At 45.2% G+C, this 20,468-nt stretch carries 13 protein-coding genes; 10 read left to right on the top strand and 3 right to left on the bottom strand.

Going from position 1 to position 20,468, the window contains the following annotated elements; all coding sequences use genetic code 11:
* Nucleotides 1–228 precede the first annotated feature (228 nt).
* Nucleotides 229–984 carry an SDR family NAD(P)-dependent oxidoreductase gene (locus AC3WQ3_RS18025; RefSeq protein WP_127540066.1) on the top strand — a complete coding sequence of 252 codons (756 nt, stop codon included), beginning with the start codon at nt 229–231 and terminating at the stop codon, nt 982–984.
* A gap of 133 nt (nt 985–1,117) precedes the next feature.
* Here the strand turns inward: AC3WQ3_RS18025 and AC3WQ3_RS18020 are convergent, their stop codons facing one another.
* Together AC3WQ3_RS18020 and AC3WQ3_RS18015 are read right to left on the bottom strand one after the other, a co-directional pair.
* A complete protein-coding gene (locus AC3WQ3_RS18020; RefSeq protein ID WP_492473015.1) occupies nt 1,118–1,477 on the bottom strand; it encodes a ribosomal protein L7/L12 in 360 nt (119 codons plus the stop codon).
* A 41-nt stretch (nt 1,478–1,518) separates the two neighbouring features.
* Complete coding sequence (locus AC3WQ3_RS18015) at nt 1,519–2,709, bottom strand: cytochrome P450 family protein (protein WP_492473014.1); 1,191 nt, start codon at nt 2,707–2,709, stop codon at nt 1,519–1,521.
* Between the two features lie 289 nt (nt 2,710–2,998).
* On the opposite strand from AC3WQ3_RS18015, the gene AC3WQ3_RS18010 reads away from it, so the two are divergent.
* The 9 genes from AC3WQ3_RS18010 (at nt 2,999) to AC3WQ3_RS17970 (ending at nt 18,060) form a co-directional block, all read left to right on the top strand.
* Nucleotides 2,999–3,976 carry an aldo/keto reductase gene (locus tag AC3WQ3_RS18010; protein ID WP_492473013.1) on the top strand — a complete coding sequence of 326 codons (978 nt, stop codon included), beginning with the start codon at nt 2,999–3,001 and terminating at the stop codon, nt 3,974–3,976.
* Between the two features lie 306 nt (nt 3,977–4,282).
* Nucleotides 4,283–5,383 (top strand): ATP-binding protein, encoded by a 1,101-nt coding sequence (locus AC3WQ3_RS18005; RefSeq protein WP_492473012.1) that lies wholly within the window; start codon nt 4,283–4,285, stop codon nt 5,381–5,383.
* Nucleotides 5,371–7,785, top strand: coding sequence for a DUF5682 family protein (locus AC3WQ3_RS18000; RefSeq protein ID WP_492473010.1), 2,415 nt, complete (start codon nt 5,371–5,373; stop codon nt 7,783–7,785). The genes AC3WQ3_RS18005 and AC3WQ3_RS18000 overlap by 13 nt, the downstream gene beginning before the upstream one ends.
* Entirely contained in the window at nt 7,770–8,960 is a 1,191-nt protein-coding gene (locus AC3WQ3_RS17995) for a VWA domain-containing protein (RefSeq protein WP_492473009.1), read from the top strand. Before AC3WQ3_RS18000 ends, AC3WQ3_RS17995 begins: the two co-directional genes overlap by 16 nt.
* A gap of 48 nt (nt 8,961–9,008) precedes the next feature.
* Nucleotides 9,009–12,569 carry a DUF4132 domain-containing protein gene (locus AC3WQ3_RS17990; protein WP_492473008.1) on the top strand — a complete coding sequence of 1,187 codons (3,561 nt, stop codon included), beginning with the start codon at nt 9,009–9,011 and terminating at the stop codon, nt 12,567–12,569.
* Nucleotides 12,570–12,669: 100 nt separating this feature from the next.
* Nucleotides 12,670–14,355 (top strand): hypothetical protein, encoded by a 1,686-nt coding sequence (locus AC3WQ3_RS17985; RefSeq protein ID WP_492473007.1) that lies wholly within the window; start codon nt 12,670–12,672, stop codon nt 14,353–14,355.
* Nucleotides 14,342–14,620 carry a hypothetical protein gene (locus AC3WQ3_RS17980; RefSeq protein ID WP_492473005.1) on the top strand — a complete coding sequence of 93 codons (279 nt, stop codon included), beginning with the start codon at nt 14,342–14,344 and terminating at the stop codon, nt 14,618–14,620. Before AC3WQ3_RS17985 ends, AC3WQ3_RS17980 begins: the two co-directional genes overlap by 14 nt.
* Nucleotides 14,621–14,829: 209 nt before the next feature.
* Complete coding sequence (locus AC3WQ3_RS17975; protein ID WP_492473004.1) at nt 14,830–17,334, top strand: WG repeat-containing protein; 2,505 nt, start codon at nt 14,830–14,832, stop codon at nt 17,332–17,334.
* A 327-nt stretch (nt 17,335–17,661) separates the two neighbouring features.
* Complete coding sequence (locus AC3WQ3_RS17970) at nt 17,662–18,060, top strand: RDD family protein (RefSeq protein WP_336780199.1); 399 nt, start codon at nt 17,662–17,664, stop codon at nt 18,058–18,060.
* 1,069 nt (nt 18,061–19,129) lie between these two features.
* Here AC3WQ3_RS17970 and xerS read toward each other — a convergent pair.
* Nucleotides 19,130–20,203 (bottom strand): tyrosine recombinase XerS, encoded by a 1,074-nt coding sequence (xerS, locus tag AC3WQ3_RS17965; protein ID WP_492473003.1) that lies wholly within the window; start codon nt 20,201–20,203, stop codon nt 19,130–19,132.
* Nucleotides 20,204–20,468: the final 265 nt, after the last annotated feature.

Here is a 20,468-nt window from a genome sequence, read left to right as displayed (position 1 = left end):
CGAATAGTGAATCCTCTCCTTCCTGAGATGGCAAGGTTGTGATCCAAATCATGGTATGTACTCATATGATATGGTTTGTTTTTACGTCGTAAGTCCATTAAAATAGATAAAGTCAGGCAGGATTTATGTCAGATTTAACCTACATATGTCGCAAATTGTTGAATTACATTTTTATCGCAATGAGCCGATCCGATGACAAGATGACTAACACAACTGGAGGAGATCAGAATGAGTCACACAGGTAAAGTAGCCATTATTACCGGAGCAGGAAGTGGATTGGGTCAAGCAGCTGCACTGAAGCTGGCAGAAAAGGGCGCATCCATTGTGGTTGTTGATCTCGTCGAGGAGACTGGTCTAGCAACAGTGAAGCAGATTGAGAAGCTTGGTGCCAAAGCCATCTTCGTACAGGCCGATGTTAGCAAGGCGAGTGACGTTGAGAATTATGTCAAAAAAACCGTTGAAGAGTTCGGACGAATCGATATGTTCTTTAACAACGCAGGGATCGCAGGGCCTGGTATTAAGCTCATCGAACACACAATTGAGCAGTTCGACCAGATTATCGATATTAACCTTAGAAGCGTATTTTATGGACTGAAATATGTCATCACTGAAATGCTGAAAACGGGTGGCGGTGCCATTCTGAACACGGCTTCAACGGCAGGTATTGTCGGTGTTCCGGCAGTTGCTCCTTACGCGGCTACCAAGCACGGCGTAGTTGGTTTGACTCGTACAGCCGCCATTGAGTACGGCAAAGACAATATTCGTGTCAATGCGATTGCACCAGGAACAATCGAGACGCCAATGGTCATTCAATTCGGCAAGGACAACCCGGAAGTGTTCAAAGCAACCGTGGACAGCATTCCATCCGGACGTCTTGGTAAGCCGGAAGAGATCGCGAATCTCGTTGCCTTCCTGCTGGGTGATGAAGCTCCATATATCAATGGTGCTGTGTATCCGATTGACGGCGCAGTAACTGCACAATAATATCGCATAAAGAGAAAGAGGCCTGTCGTACACAGGGCCTCTTTTTTGTCTTTGCTCTCCAATTTTATATTTGTCACCACGTTGCGGATGCTACGTTAGCAGCTTCGGTTTCAAGAGTTAACAAGCAAGCAGATCAGGAAGAAGTACGATCTAATGCGTCTACATAATCTTTGGCATCTTTAAGAGAAAGGTTTCTGGCTTCACGAAGCTTTTTAATAGCCTTGATCTTATTGCCTTGTTGAATCATTAGGGTCAATTCCTGATCCAGCTCTGACCACTCCGTTGGATGTTCGGACGAAGATGACTGGGTAGATGATGAAACAGGATAATTCAATGAGGAACGTGGCATTTGTTGCGTTATGCCAGCACCATTCTCAATCCGTTCCACATCCCGTTTAAGTTCATTCAGTTGGCTTTGCAGACTAATTACTCTGGTGAGTAGTATTACAATTAGAAGTAATACAACGATTAAAATAATGGTGTTGATTTCCATGATGTAGAGTGCCTCTCTTTCATTACGTGTGAATCATTTTATCATTTAAGTTGAACCGGGAGTTCCTTCAGTCCCCGAACAATCATGCCGGGTCTCCACTCCAGTTCGGTAACATCCGTCTGAAGCTGTATCTCAGGATAACGGGCTAGCAATGTACTGATGGCGATTTCGCCTTCCAGACGTGCCAGAGGCGCTCCAAGACAGAGATGAATGCCTTTACCAAAAGCGAGATGCTGGCTTTTCTCCCTTGTTATGTCGAAGATATCGGCATCCTTGAATTTTTCAGTATCCCGATTAGCTGAATCAAGCGCCACAATCACAAGCTCACCTTTGGCAATGTTCTGTCCACGGAATTCAACATCCTCCAGCGCCCAACGTGACGTACTGAATTCAACAGGGCCATTGTACCGCAGCATCTCTTCAACTGCATTATGGATAAGCTCCGGCTTCTGAATCAGCAGATCTCGCTGCTCAGGGTGTTCAAGAAGGGCCAATACACCATTGCCAATCAAATTAACCGTGGTTTCATGGCCAGCAATAATAAGCAGAGAGATAACACCAAGTAATTCATTTTCAGTGAGTTGTTGTCCGGATTCCTCTGCGATCACAAGCTGGCTTATCAGGTCTTTACCTGGATTCTCGCGCACTTTGGCAAACCAGTCGGTCAGGTACTCGGTAAACTCTTTCGCATGCTGTTCAAACATCTCCGCGTGATCCGAACTCGACGCATCAATGATAGAATTGGACCATACGCGGAACTTGTCCTGATCCTCAACAGGTACACCCAGAATCTCACTAATGACAATAATCGGAAGTGGAAAGGCATACTCATCAATCAAATTCATTTTATCTCTGGAGCCTACTTTGTTCAGCAGATCATCGGCGATGTCCTGAATGTGGCTTCTCATATCCGCAACCAATTTAGGCGTGAACGCTTTCTGTACAAGTCCTCTCAGGCGGCGGTGATCCGGCGGGTCAGAAAATAGCATGTTATTCACAAAAACCGTTTGATTTTCGGGTCCATATCGTTTGGCTACATCCTTACTGAAGCGTTGATCCTTGAGTACTTCGACCGCATCCTCATACCGGGTTATAATCCATCCGAACTCGCCATGAGGAAACATGACCTTGAAAACAGGGTCTGTCTCTCTCAACTTTTCGTACACGGGGTAGGGGTTTTGAGTGAATTCCTTGGTAAAGAATGCCGTTTGTGACGTTTCATTCGTATTCAATTCAATTCTCTCCTCTCATCCAAGAGCTCAAATATGAAGTCCTTTGCTAAAAGGATCATATGTATGCTTCTGCGGCTTGATACCTAATGGCTGCACCCTCTATATATTCAATATGAAGATCGTAGAAACCTTGTTTTCATTGAAATCGGTTTTCCTGTAGAGGAGCCGAGAAGAAGACATAACCATGGAGAGGAAGATTTTATTGGAAGGAGAAGGAAAATTCAGACTGAAGAGAGAAGCAGTAGTGAATCAATACTAGTGAAAATTTCTAAGTAAGGAGCAATCTATCATGAATGAAACACGGCTTCCTCTGAATCGTCACCAGATTCCAGCGAGTCCGCTTGTATTAGGTTGTATGCGATTTGGAGGCGAGTGGGACGGACTTCCCATCACCGATGATCTAGTACACGAAGGTCACCAGGCCGTTGAGGCAGCTCTTGAGATCGGCATTAATCATTATGACCTGGCTGATATCTATACACGTGGCAAAGCAGAGCATGTATTTGGACGAATCCTGTCCGAGAGAAAAGGATTACGAGATCAAATCATCATTCAATCCAAATGCGGCATACGTCTTGCACTGGAAGACGAGGGTCCGCAGCGCTACGATACATCTGGTGCGCATATTCAAGCGAGTGTTGACGGTATTTTATCCCGGCTCGGCGTGGAGTACCTAGACATTCTGTTACTTCATCGTCCTGACCCTCTCGCACACCCTCAGGAGATTGGTGAAGCACTGGCGAAACTCCATCAATCCGGAAAAGTCAGACATTTTGGTGTATCCAACATGGGTTCGGAACAGATTCGTCTGCTGCAGCTCAATAGTTCGGTGCCACTTATCGTGAACCAGCTCGAGATGAGTTTGGACAAAATCGGATTCGTGGAAGCGGGGGTTACCGTGAACCGTCCACAAGCCAAGGACCAAGTCTTCCCTTATGGGACGATGGAGTATTGTCAGGCCGAGAATATCCAGCTGCAGGCTTGGGGGCCACTTGCGCAAGGGAGATTTACGGGCAGGGTAGTCGAAGGTCAGAGACCCGAGATTGAACATACCGTCCAGGTCGTGAATAAGATTGCCAGGGAACGGGGCGTAACGGCTGAATCCATTGTACTCGCTTGGTTAATGAAACACCCCGCGGGCATTCAACCTGTGATTGGTTCAATTCGTCCGGAACGTATCCGAGCCTGCCGTGATGCTACCCAGATTGAACTAACACGACATGAATGGTATGAGCTATATTCAGCGTCCTGTGGAAGAAGAATGTAAGCAGGAAACATATGGATCGCCCATTAGCGGAAACATATTCTCTTAAATGAGAATGAGAACGAAACACAGGCCGGCGGTCTGTGTTTTTTATTTGTCTTTTTATTGATAGATTCAATACGGGTATTAGTCGTCTAATGAATACATAAATGCGCTATATTCCATGTCCATAGACTTAGTTCAGAGTTCTGATAAGAGGGACGTTTCAACCATTTTTCCCGGTTTCTAAGGTGGTTCAGAAACCACTGTGATAAAATAAGAGGAATAAGAACATACGATCTGTTTTGTGGAAGGAGATTAAGGATAACGATGGAAATGCTTAAGCCGCCGGCTGAGACATTATATGAGACTGAATTACGCGCACTTCGGGAGGAAGACAAGGGGAAACGGCCCCCCAACTGGTTATTATCCCCCGCATATGTGCGAGATTTCATTATTGGCAGGGACAAACCCGCCATGTTGGATGGAGAAGCCATTCCGATTACTCGTAAATTTTATGGTAATGACGTCTTAATTGAACGTGCGGTAGTAACGCTGGCGGGCAATCGCGGCTTAATGCTGGTGGGAGAACCGGGAACTGCGAAGACGATGCTCAGCGAGCTGCTGACAGCTGCGATCTCGGGGACCAGTCTGAACACCATTCAGGGTACGGCAGGCACAACGGAGGACATGATCAAGTATTCTTGGAACTATGCGATGCTGCTTGATAAAGGTCCATCGGAAGAGGCTCTTGTTCCAGCTCCGTTATACAGCGGCATGAAGAAAGGCATCATCACCCGTTTCGAAGAGATTACACGTTGTCCCGCTGAAGCACAGGATAGTCTGATCAGTATTCTAAGCGACAAAGTCATGAGTATTCCTGAGCTCGATGGTGGTGTGCTGTTTGCCAAGCCGGGTTTTAACGTAATTGCTACAGCAAATATTCGTGATAAGGGTGTTAACGAGATGAGTGGTGCGCTGAAACGCCGTTTCAACTTCGAAACGATCAAGCCGATCAGCAGTGTGAAGATGGAAGCAAAAATTATTGAATCCCAGGCACGAAGCCTTTTATTACATAGTGATATTGATATTGAAATTAATCCGGATGTGGTCGAGCTTCTTGCCACGACATTCATGGAGCTGCGTACCGGCATGAGCCGCGAGGGATACAAGCTGGACACGCCCCAAGCTTCCATGAGTACTGCAGAAGCCGTTTCCGTATACGTACAGAGTGCAATGACTTCATATTATTACGAGGATAAGGGAGTTGCATTGGATCGTCTGGTTCAGAACATGCTTGGAACCATTGCCAAGGAAAATGACAAGGATCTGTCCGTTCTAAAAGCCTACTTCTCCAAGGTTGTGAAGGAGCGCTCCAAAGAAGAGGGAATTTGGAAGGACTATTACGAGGAGAAAAAATGGATCGGGTAGCGCCACAAGTGGAGCCGGATGTTACCCAGTTACAACCCCTCTTTGAGTCTCAGGTGTATAACCTGAACAATGGTACGGTTTATTTTCCAATAAGGCACCATAGCCCGGTTTGCTCTTATCATTTGTTGCAATTGATTGAGGAATACAAGCCGGACAGTATTCTGATCGAAGGACCCGAGAGCGGGAATCCATTTCTCTCCGTGTTGGCTGATGAAGCAACGATCCCTCCGGTCAGCTTGTATTATACCTATGAGAGCGAGGATGACCGCGCGGCGTGTTATTATCCGATGTTGCGTTATTCCCCAGAATATGTAGCGTTACGGGAGGCATCGAGGCTTGGCATTCCTGCACAGTTCATTGATCTCGATTACTATCATTTCTCCAACAAGGAGCAAGCGGAACAGCATGAAATATCTGTTCAGGATGAAACGCTGCTGGCCAGTTCGGACTTTATCAACCGTTTGTGTCAAAAAATGAACTGCCGCAGCTTCGACGAGCTATGGGAGAAAGTGTTTGAGATCGGCGGCTTGGAGAAATCCACACAGGAATTTGTACAGGATGTGTTCACTTATTGTACGTTATCTCGTATGTGTTACACAGCTGATCGGTTACACCGTTCCGGTGACCTTGCGAGAGAAGAACACATGCGAAGCTGCATACGTGAGGCTTCCTTGAAATATGATCGCGTGCTCGTCATTACAGGTGGATTCCATACGTACGGGCTACTGGGCTTGGAAACAGACTCGGCTTCGCAGAAGTCTTCAGACAAGCCTGTGAAGAAGAATATAAGCTCTGAAACCAGGAATTCGGTGCATCAGCAGATGTATCCCATGGTGTACACCTTTGCAGAAGCGGACCGTCTGAATGGTTACGCGAGTGGAATGCCATATGTGAATTACTACGACATGATATGGAGCGAGCTGCTCCGCAAGAAAAGTACCGCATACAACGTAACGGCAGTAAATCTGCTGTCCAAGCTTACACGTGCACTCCGTAAGGGCCATGAGCACGTATCGACCAGTGACGCGATTGAGGCATACAGCATGGTTCAGGGGCTTGCAGCGCTACGGGATAAAAAAGAAGGCGGAGTCTATGAGCTGATGGACGCGGCAACGTCTTCCTTTGTCAAAGGTGAGCTTACACTGGCTACAGAAAAACCGCTGCAAGAGCTCCAGCTTCTTCTGACCGGAGATGCCATAGGAAGTGTGGCCCCCAATTCATTCAACATTCCGATTGTTGAAGATTTCAAAGCCCGCTGTGCGGTATCGAAGCTGCAGATTCGTACGACTGGTCAGCACAAGAAGGTCCTTGATCTATATGCCAAACCAGGGCATCGGCAGCTTAGTCAATTGTTCCAATGCATTACCTATCTGGTTCCCGAATTCGCGAAACGCCAATCCGGACCAGACTGGATTGCCCAGCGAGATATGAATTTGGTCAGGGAAACCTGGGTCTATACCTATTCATCAAGAATTGAAGCAAGATTAATCGAAAATTCACTCTATGGGGGTACCATTCAGGAAGCGGCAACCCGAAAAATGGCAGAACACATGCAGGATATTCCGGATCATCATAGCGGTGAGCTTGCTAAATCCATGCTCCAGGCTCTGCTTATAGGTTTACAGGATACGGCAGCTCAATTGTATGATCAGGTCCGCTCTGCACTGAGGAAAGATGGAAATTTCCTATCCCTATGCGGGAGTCTGCACATTCTGGACCGAATTCATCAGCACCGAAGATTACTTGGTTTATCGGATGACAGCCATCTTCCCGAGCTGGTTGCCGAAGCCTACAATAACGCAGTGGACAAATTGCTTCAGCTCGCGAGAACGAATCCTGATGAGCATCAGCCTGTTATACAGGGGCTGAAGCTGCTCGCTATGCTGGCGGAATCTTCGGAAGAACGTTACCGCGATGAAACCTTCAGAGCTCATCTGAATGAGCTGCTGGCAGATCACAACCTTCCGGCTCAACTCGAAGGTGTATGCCTTGCCATTTCCTCGGGACTTGGTGATCGGTCAAGGGAAGAGATCGTTGATCGTGCTCGGGGATACATTCGCGGAACGCCGGATCAAATGCGGCAGACAGCGCTGTATTTACAGGGCGTGTTTTCCGTGGCACGAGACGCATTTTTATATGAAAATCAGCTGTTATCCGAGCTGAATTACATGATAGAGCAGCTGGATCATGATGAATTTATGTTGATGATCCCGGAACTAAGGCTTGCATTCAGCTACTTTACACCTATGGAGACAACACTGATTGCGGATCGGGTTGCGAAGCTGCATCAGGTTCAACCTGAAGAGATGGCGATACCGGGGATCGACGAACACACACTGATTCAGGTGAAATCCTGGGATGAAGCCATCCGGAAGGAGTTTGAGACATGGATGCTGATCTGAACAGAGGGGCGAGAACTCCTGATCCCTTGAAGTCCCTTCCTGATTCCAATCAGGCTGAAACGCTGAACCGATGGCGATTGATCTTGGGAGATTCTGCTGATGAAGGATTATCGAATACGGATGTATACGAGGCGGAGCATTTCAAGTATACCGAAATCGATGAAATTCTGGGTTACCTCTACAATCGGGAATATGGCGAAGAACAGGGATACCGAAAAGAAGGAGGACGCGGCTCCTCTAATCTTACGGTTCCAAACTGGTTGTATAAGGTCAGGGAACTATTCCCCAAGCCAACCGTGGAGCTGCTGGAGAAACAGGCACTGGATCGTTATGGTCTAACGGAGCTGTTAACTGACAAAAAACTGCTTGAGTCTCTCGAACCCAACATGAACCTGCTGAAAAACATCATGCAATTCAAAGGACGAATGAAAGGGGACGTCCTGCGGAGTGCGAAGGAGATCGTACGGACTGTAGTTGAGGACCTTCAGCGTAAACTGGAGTCCCAGACCAGAGCCAGCATCATGGGAAAACGCAGCCGTTACACACCAAGTTCCGTAAAGTCCCTGCGTAATCTTAATTTCAAACGAACCATTACCAAGAATCTGAAAAACGTTGATCGAACCAACCGCAGATTGGTGATTGATCGTCTTTATTTCGACGGTAATATCCAGCCGCATAATAAATGGAACGTCATCATTGCTGTTGACGAGAGCGGCAGCATGATGGACTCGGTCATTTACAGCTCAGTAATGGCTAGTATCTTCTATCGGTTGAATGCGCTGCGCACCCACTTGTTTATATTTGATACCCAGGTTGTCGATCTAAGTGACAGGTTGGATGATCCGGTTGACGTGCTCATGAGTGTACAGCTCGGCGGAGGCACTCATATTACCAAGGCTCTGCGTTATGGTGAGACCTTGATTGATAATCCTGGCAAAACGATCTACATCCTTGTAAGTGATCTGGAAGAGGGATATCCGATCCAACAAATGTATACAGCGTGTAAGGATATTATAGATGCCGGTTGTAAACTGCTTGTGCTCACTGCACTCGATTTTAATGGGGATACCGTCTATAACAAACATGCCGCACAAACCTTAACCAATATGGGAGCGCATGTCGCCGCAATTACCCCTAACGAGCTCGCAGACTGGATCGGCGAGATTATCACGTAATGAGTTAATAACAAGGTTTTTCACTCAAAATTTAAGGAGGAATGTGTAATGCTTACTACAGATCGCGCTGTTGAGGCGTTAGTTGAGAAGTTTGCTGAGATGTGCTCGAAGGATTACTCCCTAAAAACAGATCGGAGTCAGGAAATCATTGATTATGTGCTGGGAAACACGGACAAGTTTCCTGAAATGATAGGGAATTCCAGCCATTATGTCTACTATACAATTGATGCGCTCATGAAGCTTGCCAAGAAAGATGATGGAGATATATTTTTCCGGGCAGGGGCTATTGTCATTCACCTGGAATCCCACTACTCCAGACGCAATTCGTGGGCTACGGATGGCTTCACCATATGTCTCGGCAATGAATCTGAAGCCTACGGCTTGAGTGGAAAGAGCAAAAGCCCAGATCGGATCGGTGGTCTGCTGTCCCGATTGGAGAAAATACGTCAGTTTGCCGGAGAAAAAGAAATTGTAGATGAGCTCAAAAGCAGGCTAAGCCGTGTACAGGTATTTGTTGAGTCCAAAAAAGGCAACGGATATGGTAACCATGAGCGGGAAATTATCGACGCCTTGCTTCTACTGAAACTGTATTCCAAGCTGAACGGAGTTCCTTCACATGCAGCACAGTTGCAATTACTAAGCAATCACCTGCCTGAGTTACTTCAACTGGTCGTTGCTGATGATGCAGGGCAGCTCCGCCCGGCGTTACATAAGCTTATTGAGCCACTGGTTGTGTGCTCCATGCAGAGCCGATCTAATCGGTCTGTGCATGATCTGAAACCGGAATTTCTTCAGCAAAAACGAAATCTCCTGATGGAAGAGCTCTATCCGGACACTTCATTGAATAAAAAAGAACAATTGTCTCAGAATGTGTTCCATCAGACCATGATCTTGATAAGCAGCTCGTTGTTGTATCTGATCAATGTCCATGGCGGGAAGGACCGGTTCCTCGAGAACAAAGGCGAAACAGGTCAAGCTCTATTGGAGACAATTAGTCAGCTGCATGAAATCTATCCGTTTGAGACGCGCATGTATCTGATGAGCATGGATTCCAGAGCCAAAAATGCCGACGGGCTGCTCGCTGGGCTGCTTCCTCTGGATGAACCATACCAACTGATCGAGCTTATGAATAACGAATTGAATATGTATACGATATCATGGCAGTCGATCCAGTCGGCCATTATGAATGATCCGGAACAATCCATACGAGCTTATCATATACTCAAAACCCCATACCTCAAGTTGGTTATCCAAAAGATTTTGGAAGATCACGGTAGAGAAATCCCTGATGCGGACGGTACGCTTGAACAAGCCGTCTATGCAGTACTCCGGGAGCCATTAGATGGTGGTCGCAGTGGTCTTGCCATCGCACGGTATCTCGAAGGTCAGACATCATTTGAAGATTACTGGAAAGACTCAAACAGCCGCAGTCTGTTTAACAATCTGAATCGTGACAAAAAACGTATTCAGACTCTGATTGCCATCAGCTTCCTGCCAGTGGATTCAGAGGCAATGCGCCGGTTTGTAATTCTGGCTACCTATCCGGAGTGGACGCTGGATATCGTCTCAGATATGTATCGTTCCTACGCTTTCAGCGGAGAGAAGCTGCTGCAGCGTTATGGACAAGATCCAGAGGTACAGCAGGATAAGCTGTTGACCAGTCTGATCTCGCTAAACGGTATGACGGATTACAGGTACAAAGCAATGCCTCAGGATGAGTACCGCCGGATTATTCAGCAAAATCTCGACTATGCTCTGGGACAGTATAAAAAGCTCCCAACGGACACACGTATTTTAATTTTGGAGATTACCTTCGAGCAACGAAGTGAACTCAAGACGGAGAAACTTGCCGAGGCGATTCGCGCGGGACTGCAGGATTCATCCAAAAAAGCCAACAGTCTCGCATTATCCGAATTCAATCGTGTACCTGATCCGGAACTGTTTACAACGATCTATCGTTCAGAGAAAAAAGCAAGCGTGAAAGAAATGGCGCTTAGCGCCATTCGCAGCCTGGATCATAATAAAGAGCTATATCGTGAGCTTCTGGAGGGTGAGAAGTCGGCGGAATGGAAGAACTTGATTCAAATTCTGCTGGATACCGCAGATGAAAGCCCGGAATATGCCCATGCTGCACTTGCTGATCAGGCGGATGCCAAAAAGCTGGCTAGATTTAGTTGGTTATCCCTGAAGGACTTGCCTTCTCTTATTCGTTCCGAAGACAATCAACCTTTGGATGATCGAATCAAGCAATATATTCTTGTCCAATCGGTAGATCATACATCTGCACCGAACGAAAGGCTGAATGAACTGCGGGAGTATGTAGACGGAGAATCGTTATCTCGATTCGCGACTGAGCTGCTCCAGTTATGGATTCAGGACGGTGCACCTGCGAAGGAGAAATGGGTGATGTATATCTCTGCGCTCTTTGGCAGTGTGCAAATCGTTCACATTCTGACGCCTCAGATTAAGGAATGGACCGAAAACAGCCGTGGAGCTATTGCGGCAGATGCTGTGAAAGTACTCGCTTACCTGAAAGAGCCATCTGCTCTCATGGCCATTGATAAAATTAAACGCAGCGTCAAGAACCGTCAGGTGAAAGGCGCGGCAGAAGAAGCGCTGCAGCTTGCGGCCGACAACTTGGGACTTACACCGAAACAGTTAGAAGACCGGCTTGTAACTACGCTTGGTTTTGACGAGTCAGGAACGATGAGGCTGAGTTACGGTGAGCGTTCATTCCTCATTAAAGTGAATGTGGATTTGCAGGTCGTCGTTCTGAACGAAGAAACGGGTAAAACAGTGAAAAGCTTGCCCGCACCAGCACAGAAGGATGATGCAGAGCTCGCTGCGCAATCCAAAGCACGTTTTACTCAGCTGAAGAAAGATCTCAAAACAATGGTGGGCATTCAGGCACAGCGCCTGGAGGAATCATTGTCCAAACAGCGTCTGTGGTCCGCTGAAGAGTGGAAAGCACTCTTTGTTGAAAATGTGATCATGCAAAAATTCGCTGTAGGTCTGATCTGGGGGACATATGAAGATGGTCAGCTGAATAGCACATTCCGCTATATGGAAGATGGCACCTTTAATACGGTGGATGAAGATGAATATGAACTGCCTCTGAATACACAGGTGGGACTCGTACACCCTCTTGAACTTGAAGCATCCACCCTGGACGGCTGGAAAACACAGCTTGAGGACTACGAAGTGAAGCAGCCTTTCGAGCAGCTTAACCGAGAAATTCACCTGCCTGAGGAAGAAGACACCAAGCTTGAGGAGTACTCCCGACTTCCGGAATCGGAATTTTCACCGACCGCTTTCCCGAAAGCACTGGAGAAATTCGGTTGGATCAAAGGGCCGGCCATGGACGGCGGCTGGTATCATGAATTTTACAAGGAGTACGATGAATACGTAGCTGAACTGCGTTTCAGTGGTACCAGTATTACGTATTATGAGGGGATGGACGATATTACGCTTGAATCTCTCCATTTCTTCAGACCGGAGAACAAGAGAAGTTATTACTACAGCAATAACAAAAGCATTGCTCTGGGTCAGATTCCGGGACGCGTCTTCAGTGAAACGCTCTACGATATCCTAAGAGCGTCGGGGCGTTGATTGCGTGAGTGAATTCGAACATAAATTCAGGGCATTTTCCAAATTGTGCACAGAAGACTACCTCATAAGGTATGCAAATAAGGGATTGTACAAGAGGTCTTTGAAAGACATAGATAACGGTGTAAGTGTGAAATACTCGTGGAATGAATCTTCAGTCAGCTGTCAGCTGAGTGATGGAACTCTCTGTACGCTGGAAAGTACGCTCGATCACTGGGATTGCTCCTGTCCGTCAGATCACATCTGCAAACATGTTCTAATCTCGATTCTGTATTATCAGCGTGAATATCAGACGGATGAAAATGCTGCGGGGCAAGATATTCAGGCCGAGACAGTTCCATTAACTGAAGCGACTGACAATAAATCAAATTCCAGTTCGATTGCTATCGATGCAGAGGAGTTAACACCGGGTAATGTCTCCCGTTTCCACTGGATAACTGAGTCTGACCTGTCAACGTTAATCCAATCGTATAGCTCCTCGATGATCGAAGAGGTTTGGTTCCGGCTGAAGTATCCCGAGCAGATCGAAATTCTGGAGGATTCTCTTCTTACCGTGCGGCTTGTAAGACAAAACATCGAGGTTTCATTCACTCAGGAACCCAGTCTCGCAAAGGCGCTGTGTAAGGTTAAACAAACGGCTGGAAATATGGCGAAGCTGGAAGCCTTGCTTCGATATCGCAGACAACAACATGTGGACGATGAGAATGCCTTGAGTGGACGAATATATGATACCAAGTTCTCCATTCAAACCGTCCGTGAATGCCGGACCATGCTTGCCGATCTGTTAAAAACGGGGCTTGCCAGGCTGCCACAGTCCTATATGGCCCAGCTGGAGACACTCGCTGTAGCTGCGCATAGTGGTAACCTCCCTGATGTTGAACGAAGTTTACGGGGAATTCAGGGTGAATTAGAGCTATTTTTCAATAGACATATTCGTTTCTCCATGCAAACCATGCTTGATCGGGTGTCCAAGCTGTATCTCGCATTGCAGGTCTTGGAGCAAGAGCGTACATCAGCTTATATGCAGAGCCAGCTTATTGGCAGTTTTCGCAGTAAGTATTACACAGTTCCGCAGCTACATCTGTATGGTTTAGGAGCAGATGCATGGGAAACCAGATCCGGTTACCGGGGCATTACGTATTATTTCTACTGTTTTGAAGACGAAGAAATATACACGTACAGTGATGTGCGAGCTGTTTACTATGACGACAATTCATTTTCTTACGCAGAGCATTATGGGGCGTTTACCCCTTGGCACACCAATGTGACCTTCCGTCAATTTGCCGGGGAAGAGCTGCAGTTCCAAACGGTAAAAGTGAACAACGACCGCAGGCTCTCTTCAGGGGAGGGTGCGAAGCTGGAACTTATGACGCGAACCAAAGTGGAAGATGTGAACCTGGGTAAGTACATGCAGGATGTTCCTTCTCTACTTCTTGAGGATTCAAGGACATTTGAGCTATTTACCAACCCGAAGGAGCATCTTGCCATCCTTCGGGTTGCCCGGATCGTAGATCACAGCTTTGACAAACGAACTCAACAACTTATCCTTACCATTGAAACGGAAGAAGGGGAGCTTCTTCAGCTAACGCTTCATTACTCCATGGACTGGCACATGATGATCCAGCGTCTTGAGTCAGGATACGGAGCCGCCTCGCTCGAACACTTTTATGCTTTTGTTCGAGTTGAACAGAGCAAATTTTACCCGATCAGCTTTTTGAAGGGACAACGGGTAATCAGCCTGAAATTGGATATAGGCTATGGAAGGACGGGTAGACTTGGAAGACTATAATCAGTTCATGCAGCAGATCGGTGGCTGGGCAGAAGAATTGCTGCTGCGCGGAATATCCCAATTTACCATGAAGGATGTAGGCGTGTTAGAACAGTTTCTAGTGGAGATCAAACGGTTTCAACTGAATTTCCTTGAGGAAATTGTAGGGCTATTGATTGCGGAAGGACGCAGCCTGGCTCTTGGTAATGGCAACGAGGAGCTTCTGCTGAACCATTATTGCCGCTTAACCCAATACGTACAACTAAGCATTCAGGAAACATCCTGAAGCATTGCGAAAGATTTGCAGAAGCGAGTGCCTCTGCAAATCTTTTTTTATGGAGAGAGCATTACTTGGTCTACTTCACTGGATTTATACAACTCCGTATACCATACACCTTGTTGCTCACGATTCAGTAGTAATATTCGCTTAGATGTCATATCCCGGTTTATGATGCATACCATTAGGCGAATGCGGTCATAAGGGAGGAAACAGACATGTCGATGAGCGAGCCGCTGTTAACTCAAATCGTAAAACAACAACTTCCGGCCGGCGCTAATGTCGTCACTATACTTAAACCTGTCGAACATCCAGCCATCTATGCGGCAGATCTCACCGGAGACGGGATGCCGGAGATCGCTGCGGTTTATAAACTGGATGGAGAATTAACCTTGTTGATTTTGAAATTTGTGCAAGGGCAATGGACGAAGATGTCGGTCACCAAAGGATTGGGGTATAACGCAACCTTGCTGACAGCTGCACCCGTAACATCCACGGCAAGAAACAATCTTATTGTCGGATGGCAGCTCGGTTCCATCTGGTCCAAACTTGCTGTATATGAATGGACAGAAGCAGGGTTAACGGACGTAGCACCAGCTGATCTATATTTCAGTCATGCTGAGATTATTGATATGCCCGGTCAGCATGGAAGAGATGGGAAAGTGGAGATAGCCCTTTGGACACATGATACCGGGGAGGCTTATCAGGTTGATATTATCCGGTGGCAACATGGGAAATGGGTACCTGCCACAGACGTATACATGTATTACTTTCCCAAGGTTGTGCAGTACTACGAACAATTAACTCAGCATTATCCGGACTACACCTTTTACTGGTATTATCTTGCCGACGCGCAGTATCGCGCCGGGTTATTACCGGCTGCTCTGATTTCAGTTCAAAAAGCGCTAAGTTTCAACGAGCCTTACCCATCGCGGGAAGCGCTGCTTGAATTGGAGAAGCAGATTAAACAAAGTATGGGAGGTAGTCATGTACGTGAAATCACCTGGTTATTCCCCATTTCGGTAAGAACGATCCAGGGAACCCGGTGGGGCTATATGGATGCACAGGGTCGGATCCGGCTGGAACCCATACTTGATGATGCTCGTGATTTTCAGCCGAATGGCCTGGCTGTAGTTGTGAAGGATGGCAAGACTGGTGTGATTAATCTGAATGGCCAGTATGTTGTTCAGCCTGTATATGATTCCATTAATTCATTCGAAGAAGATCGGGCGATTGTGATTGACGCTCAAGGCTTTAAAATGATCGATGAACAAGGTCAAGTGCTCACGAAACGGGCTTATCCCTTTATCGCAAATATGAAGGATGGGCGAGCGCTTTTCTATGATACTTCCGGAGGTCAGGCAGGTGGAGATGTCAGTCGTTACGGCTACCTGGACGCTGCTGGCAATGAGGTGATCCGAGCACAATTCGTCTCAGCCTACGATTTCAGCAACGGAAAAGCCGTTGTTCAGATCAAAGACAATGAGTTCGCACTCATAGATCGTAATGGAAATCGACTGGCGACATACCCTTACGCGTATGTAGGACCGCTAGGAGACGGTTTACTTGCTTTCCAGAAGGAGACACCCGGAAAATACGGATATATCGATGAACGAGGTCAGGTCCGAATTGAACCTAAATTTACTGCAGCACTTCCTTTCAGTGGTGGGCACGCGATTGTGAATACAGCAGAGGACTATAAATCCACTTATGGTGTCATTAACACGCAAGGAGCTTTTGTCATTCAACCGGCTTACAATGATATCCGAGATTTAGGGGAGCAGCGTTTTGCGTTGGGGCAGGCAATCGATCCGGAGCAGCCTTTCATTGGCTCATTGTATGCGATTGCAGATGCTAATGGCAGGAGACTTACAGAGTTTATTTACCGGGATGTAGGCGACTACAAAGGGGGGCTCGCATCTGCATCGGATGGAAGACAGACGGTTCTGCTTGACCTGAGCGGACGCCCAGCACCAGGATATCCCCGTGTAGAAGGTTCCGGTACACTTGAAGTCGTAGCGCCCGATTTGATCAAAGCAAACGTTGATCAGCGTCTTTTGTATGTCAATCGAGCCGGACAGATCATCTGGCGGCAAAATACGATCGTTCCCCTTCAGCCACCTTACCGTGTTCGTGAAGAGAAGTATAAACCCAATATCGATTATCTGGTTTATTATCCGCAGGTGGAAGGTTTAACCGACCAGGCCGCACAACTGGCACTTAATTTGAAATTGAGGAACTGGTCTCAGGTCAAACCGATTCCTGCTGACCAAAAGCTGGATTACAGCTACACAGGGGATTTTGATATTACATTTTATCAGCAACAGCTGCTTCAGCTGCAGCTTACGGGATATAACTATCCATTTGGTGCTGCACACGGTATGCCTACGATGATCTATGCCATTATTAATCTAAGCAGCGGGCAACTGTATGAATTAAAGGACTTGTTTAAGCCGAATAGTGACTACGTGAAAGTATTAAGCCAGATCGTTGGAGATCAGATCAAAAATGATCCTCAGTATTCATATGTATTTCCGGATACCTATGAAGGAATTAGTCCGGATCAGCCATTTTTTGTGACGGCAGACGCGCTGCATCTGTATTTCAATCCTTATGAGATCGCTCCCTACGCAGCTGGATTTCCGACGTTTACAATTCCTTTTGTGCAGATTAGGGATATCATCAATACCGAGGGTTCGTTCTGGAAAGCGTTTCATATGTAATTTTAAATTCATAGCGTATATATGTGAGGCCATAATGCTAATTATGGCTTCTTTTTTATTTCATGATATGGAAAGTGTGCAAAATGGTTTTTTATACGTCTATGCAGTATGTATCTTGAAGTAGGTGGCTGTCTGTTAAGTGCAATCCCAACCCACTGATAATTAATGGACGCTTGTTTTGACAACATTACCTCAGACGAACACTACACTAGCCTTGATGATTTAATGGAGCGTTTATTTATACTATCTGAAGATTTACGCACATAGATTGAATTAATGTCCTGGTAAAGGAGTTTTTTCAATTTTAACTAGTTTGGAGGAAACATCTTGTATAAAGCTGGTTTTTGGATAAGGCTAGGTGCAAGTATTTTAGATGGTATTATTATTGCGCTGCCTTTGATGGTTATCGCAGGGCTCATTACAGGAAACTTTGACAGTGATGAACCTATAGCGCAAATATTAAGTGCATTATATTCCATTTTATTGCCGGTATTCTGGTATGGGAGAACATTAGGAAAACGCATCTGCGGTATTCGAATTCAAAGATACGATACACATGAGCCCCCTGGAATTGGAACCATGGTGATGAGAGTAGTTGTTGCTGGACTTGTATATGGAATAACTTTTGGCATTGGTTTTATTGCAAGTGTCATCATGGTTGCTGTTCGTGAAGACAAACGTGCCTTACACGATTTTATCGCAGGTACCGAAGTCGTTTGGGACTGAAAATCAGAATTCGAGCTCTTGCGGAATATATTCGTTATATTTAAGTCCACATGAGGTTCAGAGCATAAAGGGAAATCAAAATTTTCATTTGAAGGCTTAAAAGCTTCTTAGTGAATGGTTAAGCTGTAGGGGGATGCTGTTCTTAAGAACAGGTTTGGCCATACGATACCATATGGTACAACCGAAACACCGATCCTCTCTGCAAAACCATTCGAAGGATGGCCGAGTAAAGCAGTACCGGAAGAATCGCAGGTAAAACGGCCAGCGCAGGCGGAAGCGGGGAGTATGGCAAGTGTAAATGAATGGAATCTGCCGATTCACATGATCGAACCTGTTCCAGATGATCTGCAGATGAAAAGAGGAAATCCTTGCAGTTGGAGCTTGAGAAACAGACCGAGTGGGGCAGGTAAGCATTTTTCAATGTCTATAATGGACATAAGCGAGTTGTTTTGATTTGGAAACTAATTTGTGTTAATATTTACCAATAGATATAAATTAATTAGTCATAAACAATACGCTAATGAAGCATTCGAATTTACACCGGCTATGGTCAAGGAAACGATCAATTCCTGGAACAGCATTATTAAATGTTAGGCAGACGAAAATTAAAAACCGATCACATATTAATCCATATAAAATTGAAAATTTCTCGGGGGTCATAAATTTAAAAAGGTACATTTATCCATGTGAATGAATGGTTGTATGCCTGAAAGATTTGAAAGCAATTTTTAAAAGCCAGTAAAAAAAAAAGACAGATTAAGAACAATAGTGAATTAGAATAATTGGTCGTTCCAAAACTTTTAATACTACTGTTTCACAAAACTCGTATTTTGTACATATGTATAGGAACATGATTCCAATTCCAATGCCATTATCTGTACATTGACACAAAGTTCCCTACCAAAATGACACAATGTACCCAACTTTCATGCATTTATGCCCTTTGTCTTTAATATACGGAGCAAATTAGGAACTTGGTAGGCAACTTTATGATGTCATTCTCCAGTCTGGTAGGCAACTTTATGTCATTATCCAGCCTAGTAGGCAACTTTATGTCACTCCCTCCGGATTATTTATCCATGTTGTTTACAGCGCTTCTCATATGATCATCTGTTAGGTGCGTATAAATCATTGTAGTTTGTATTGAAGAATGTCCTAATTGATTCTTTAATTTTGGGACATCATTATTCTCAATATGATAACGTGTGGCAAATGAATGCCTCAAAGAATGAACCGTCAAAGCCGGCTTTCCAAAGGCTGTTGCATATTTCTCAACAAGTTTTTCTATAGAACGTTGTGTTAAACGTCTATTTTTACCTTTGCGTCCTACAGGTGCTGCAATAAACAAAAATCTTTCATTTTTTTCTGGGTTATATCTTGTTTCTCTCACCTGCAGGTAATTCTCAATATCAAGGGAGGCTTGGCTGCTAAAGTAAACATATTGCTCTTTTCCCCCTTTTCGAATTACTCTAACAGATGATTTCGTAAGATCTAAATCCTCAAGATTGATTCCGGAAACTTCGGATAATCTAAGCCCTGATCCTAAGATTAATGAAATTATTGCCGTATCTCGTTCACGATTAAACTGATGAAAATTCATAATACGTTTGTTTGTTTTGTTTAATTCGCCATAATCGTACGCTACAAACACTCTAAAAGCTTCAAAATCATTTTCTCTTAGTATTTTCCCTTCCATACGATTTGCGATCGTTTCCTGACTTTCTTTTACTGCATTTAAGTCCATTTTAGCCATAACATTTCGTTGTATATAAGGCTTTAAATCAGTTGTTTCAGCTTTATTCTGTAAGTAATCAAATAAGGACTTAAGAGAAGAAAGCTTACGGTTTATTGTTAGCTTATTGTTCCCAAGTTGATACTCCAAAAAAGACAAAAAGCTTTCTGTTTCGCGTATCGTTAATGTTTCTAGCGTGGATAATTCAATTTCTGTCCTTTTTTGAACTGTGGTAAAGTTCTCTGTAATCAGCCAATCAAAAAAGATAATATAATCGTGGCAGTAATTAAGAAGTGTTGAGGCAGAAAGCTTACGCTTCTTACTGTCAATAAATTCAGTAACATACCAAGGTAACTCACTTAGCTTATCGTCGATTCGACCCATAAGGTGTAATCTAGCTTGTTTATCCAAAACAATCACCCCCAAATATATAACTTCAAAATAATTATTCGTCAAATTATTATTTTACGTAATTATATCACACCGTGGGTGCTACTGCGAGCGATCCCACTTCTTTCAACTTATTATTCATCTATTCTAAAATTTAGTCAGTCCCTATATGTATTGGACCGATCTTATCACGATATGAAAAAATCGACCAATCGAATTTTCACATAGAGTAAGGCTGCTCACTAAGCTAAAGTTATTTATCTTCTTCAAATATGCTGAACAAATC

The sequence above is a fragment of the Paenibacillus sp. FW104-T2 genome, assembly GCF_058789975.1.
The sequence above is the reverse complement of the archived record's forward strand: the minus strand, read 5'-3'. Positions and strand labels throughout refer to the sequence as shown.

Coding starts and splice junctions, on each gene's coding strand:
- AC3WQ3_RS18005 (WP_492473012.1), top strand. CDS start 4,283: ATGGAAATGCTTAAGCCGCCGGCTGAGACATTATATGAGACTGAATTA.
- AC3WQ3_RS18020 (WP_492473015.1), bottom strand. CDS start 1,477: ATGGAAATCAACACCATTATTTTAATCGTTGTATTACTTCTAATTGTA.
- AC3WQ3_RS17995 (WP_492473009.1), top strand. CDS start 7,770: ATGGATGCTGATCTGAACAGAGGGGCGAGAACTCCTGATCCCTTGAAG.
- AC3WQ3_RS18000 (WP_492473010.1), top strand. CDS start 5,371: ATGGATCGGGTAGCGCCACAAGTGGAGCCGGATGTTACCCAGTTACAA.
- AC3WQ3_RS17990 (WP_492473008.1), top strand. CDS start 9,009: ATGCTTACTACAGATCGCGCTGTTGAGGCGTTAGTTGAGAAGTTTGCT.
- AC3WQ3_RS17975 (WP_492473004.1), top strand. CDS start 14,830: ATGTCGATGAGCGAGCCGCTGTTAACTCAAATCGTAAAACAACAACTT.
- AC3WQ3_RS18010 (WP_492473013.1), top strand. CDS start 2,999: ATGAATGAAACACGGCTTCCTCTGAATCGTCACCAGATTCCAGCGAGT.
- AC3WQ3_RS18025 (WP_127540066.1), top strand. CDS start 229: ATGAGTCACACAGGTAAAGTAGCCATTATTACCGGAGCAGGAAGTGGA.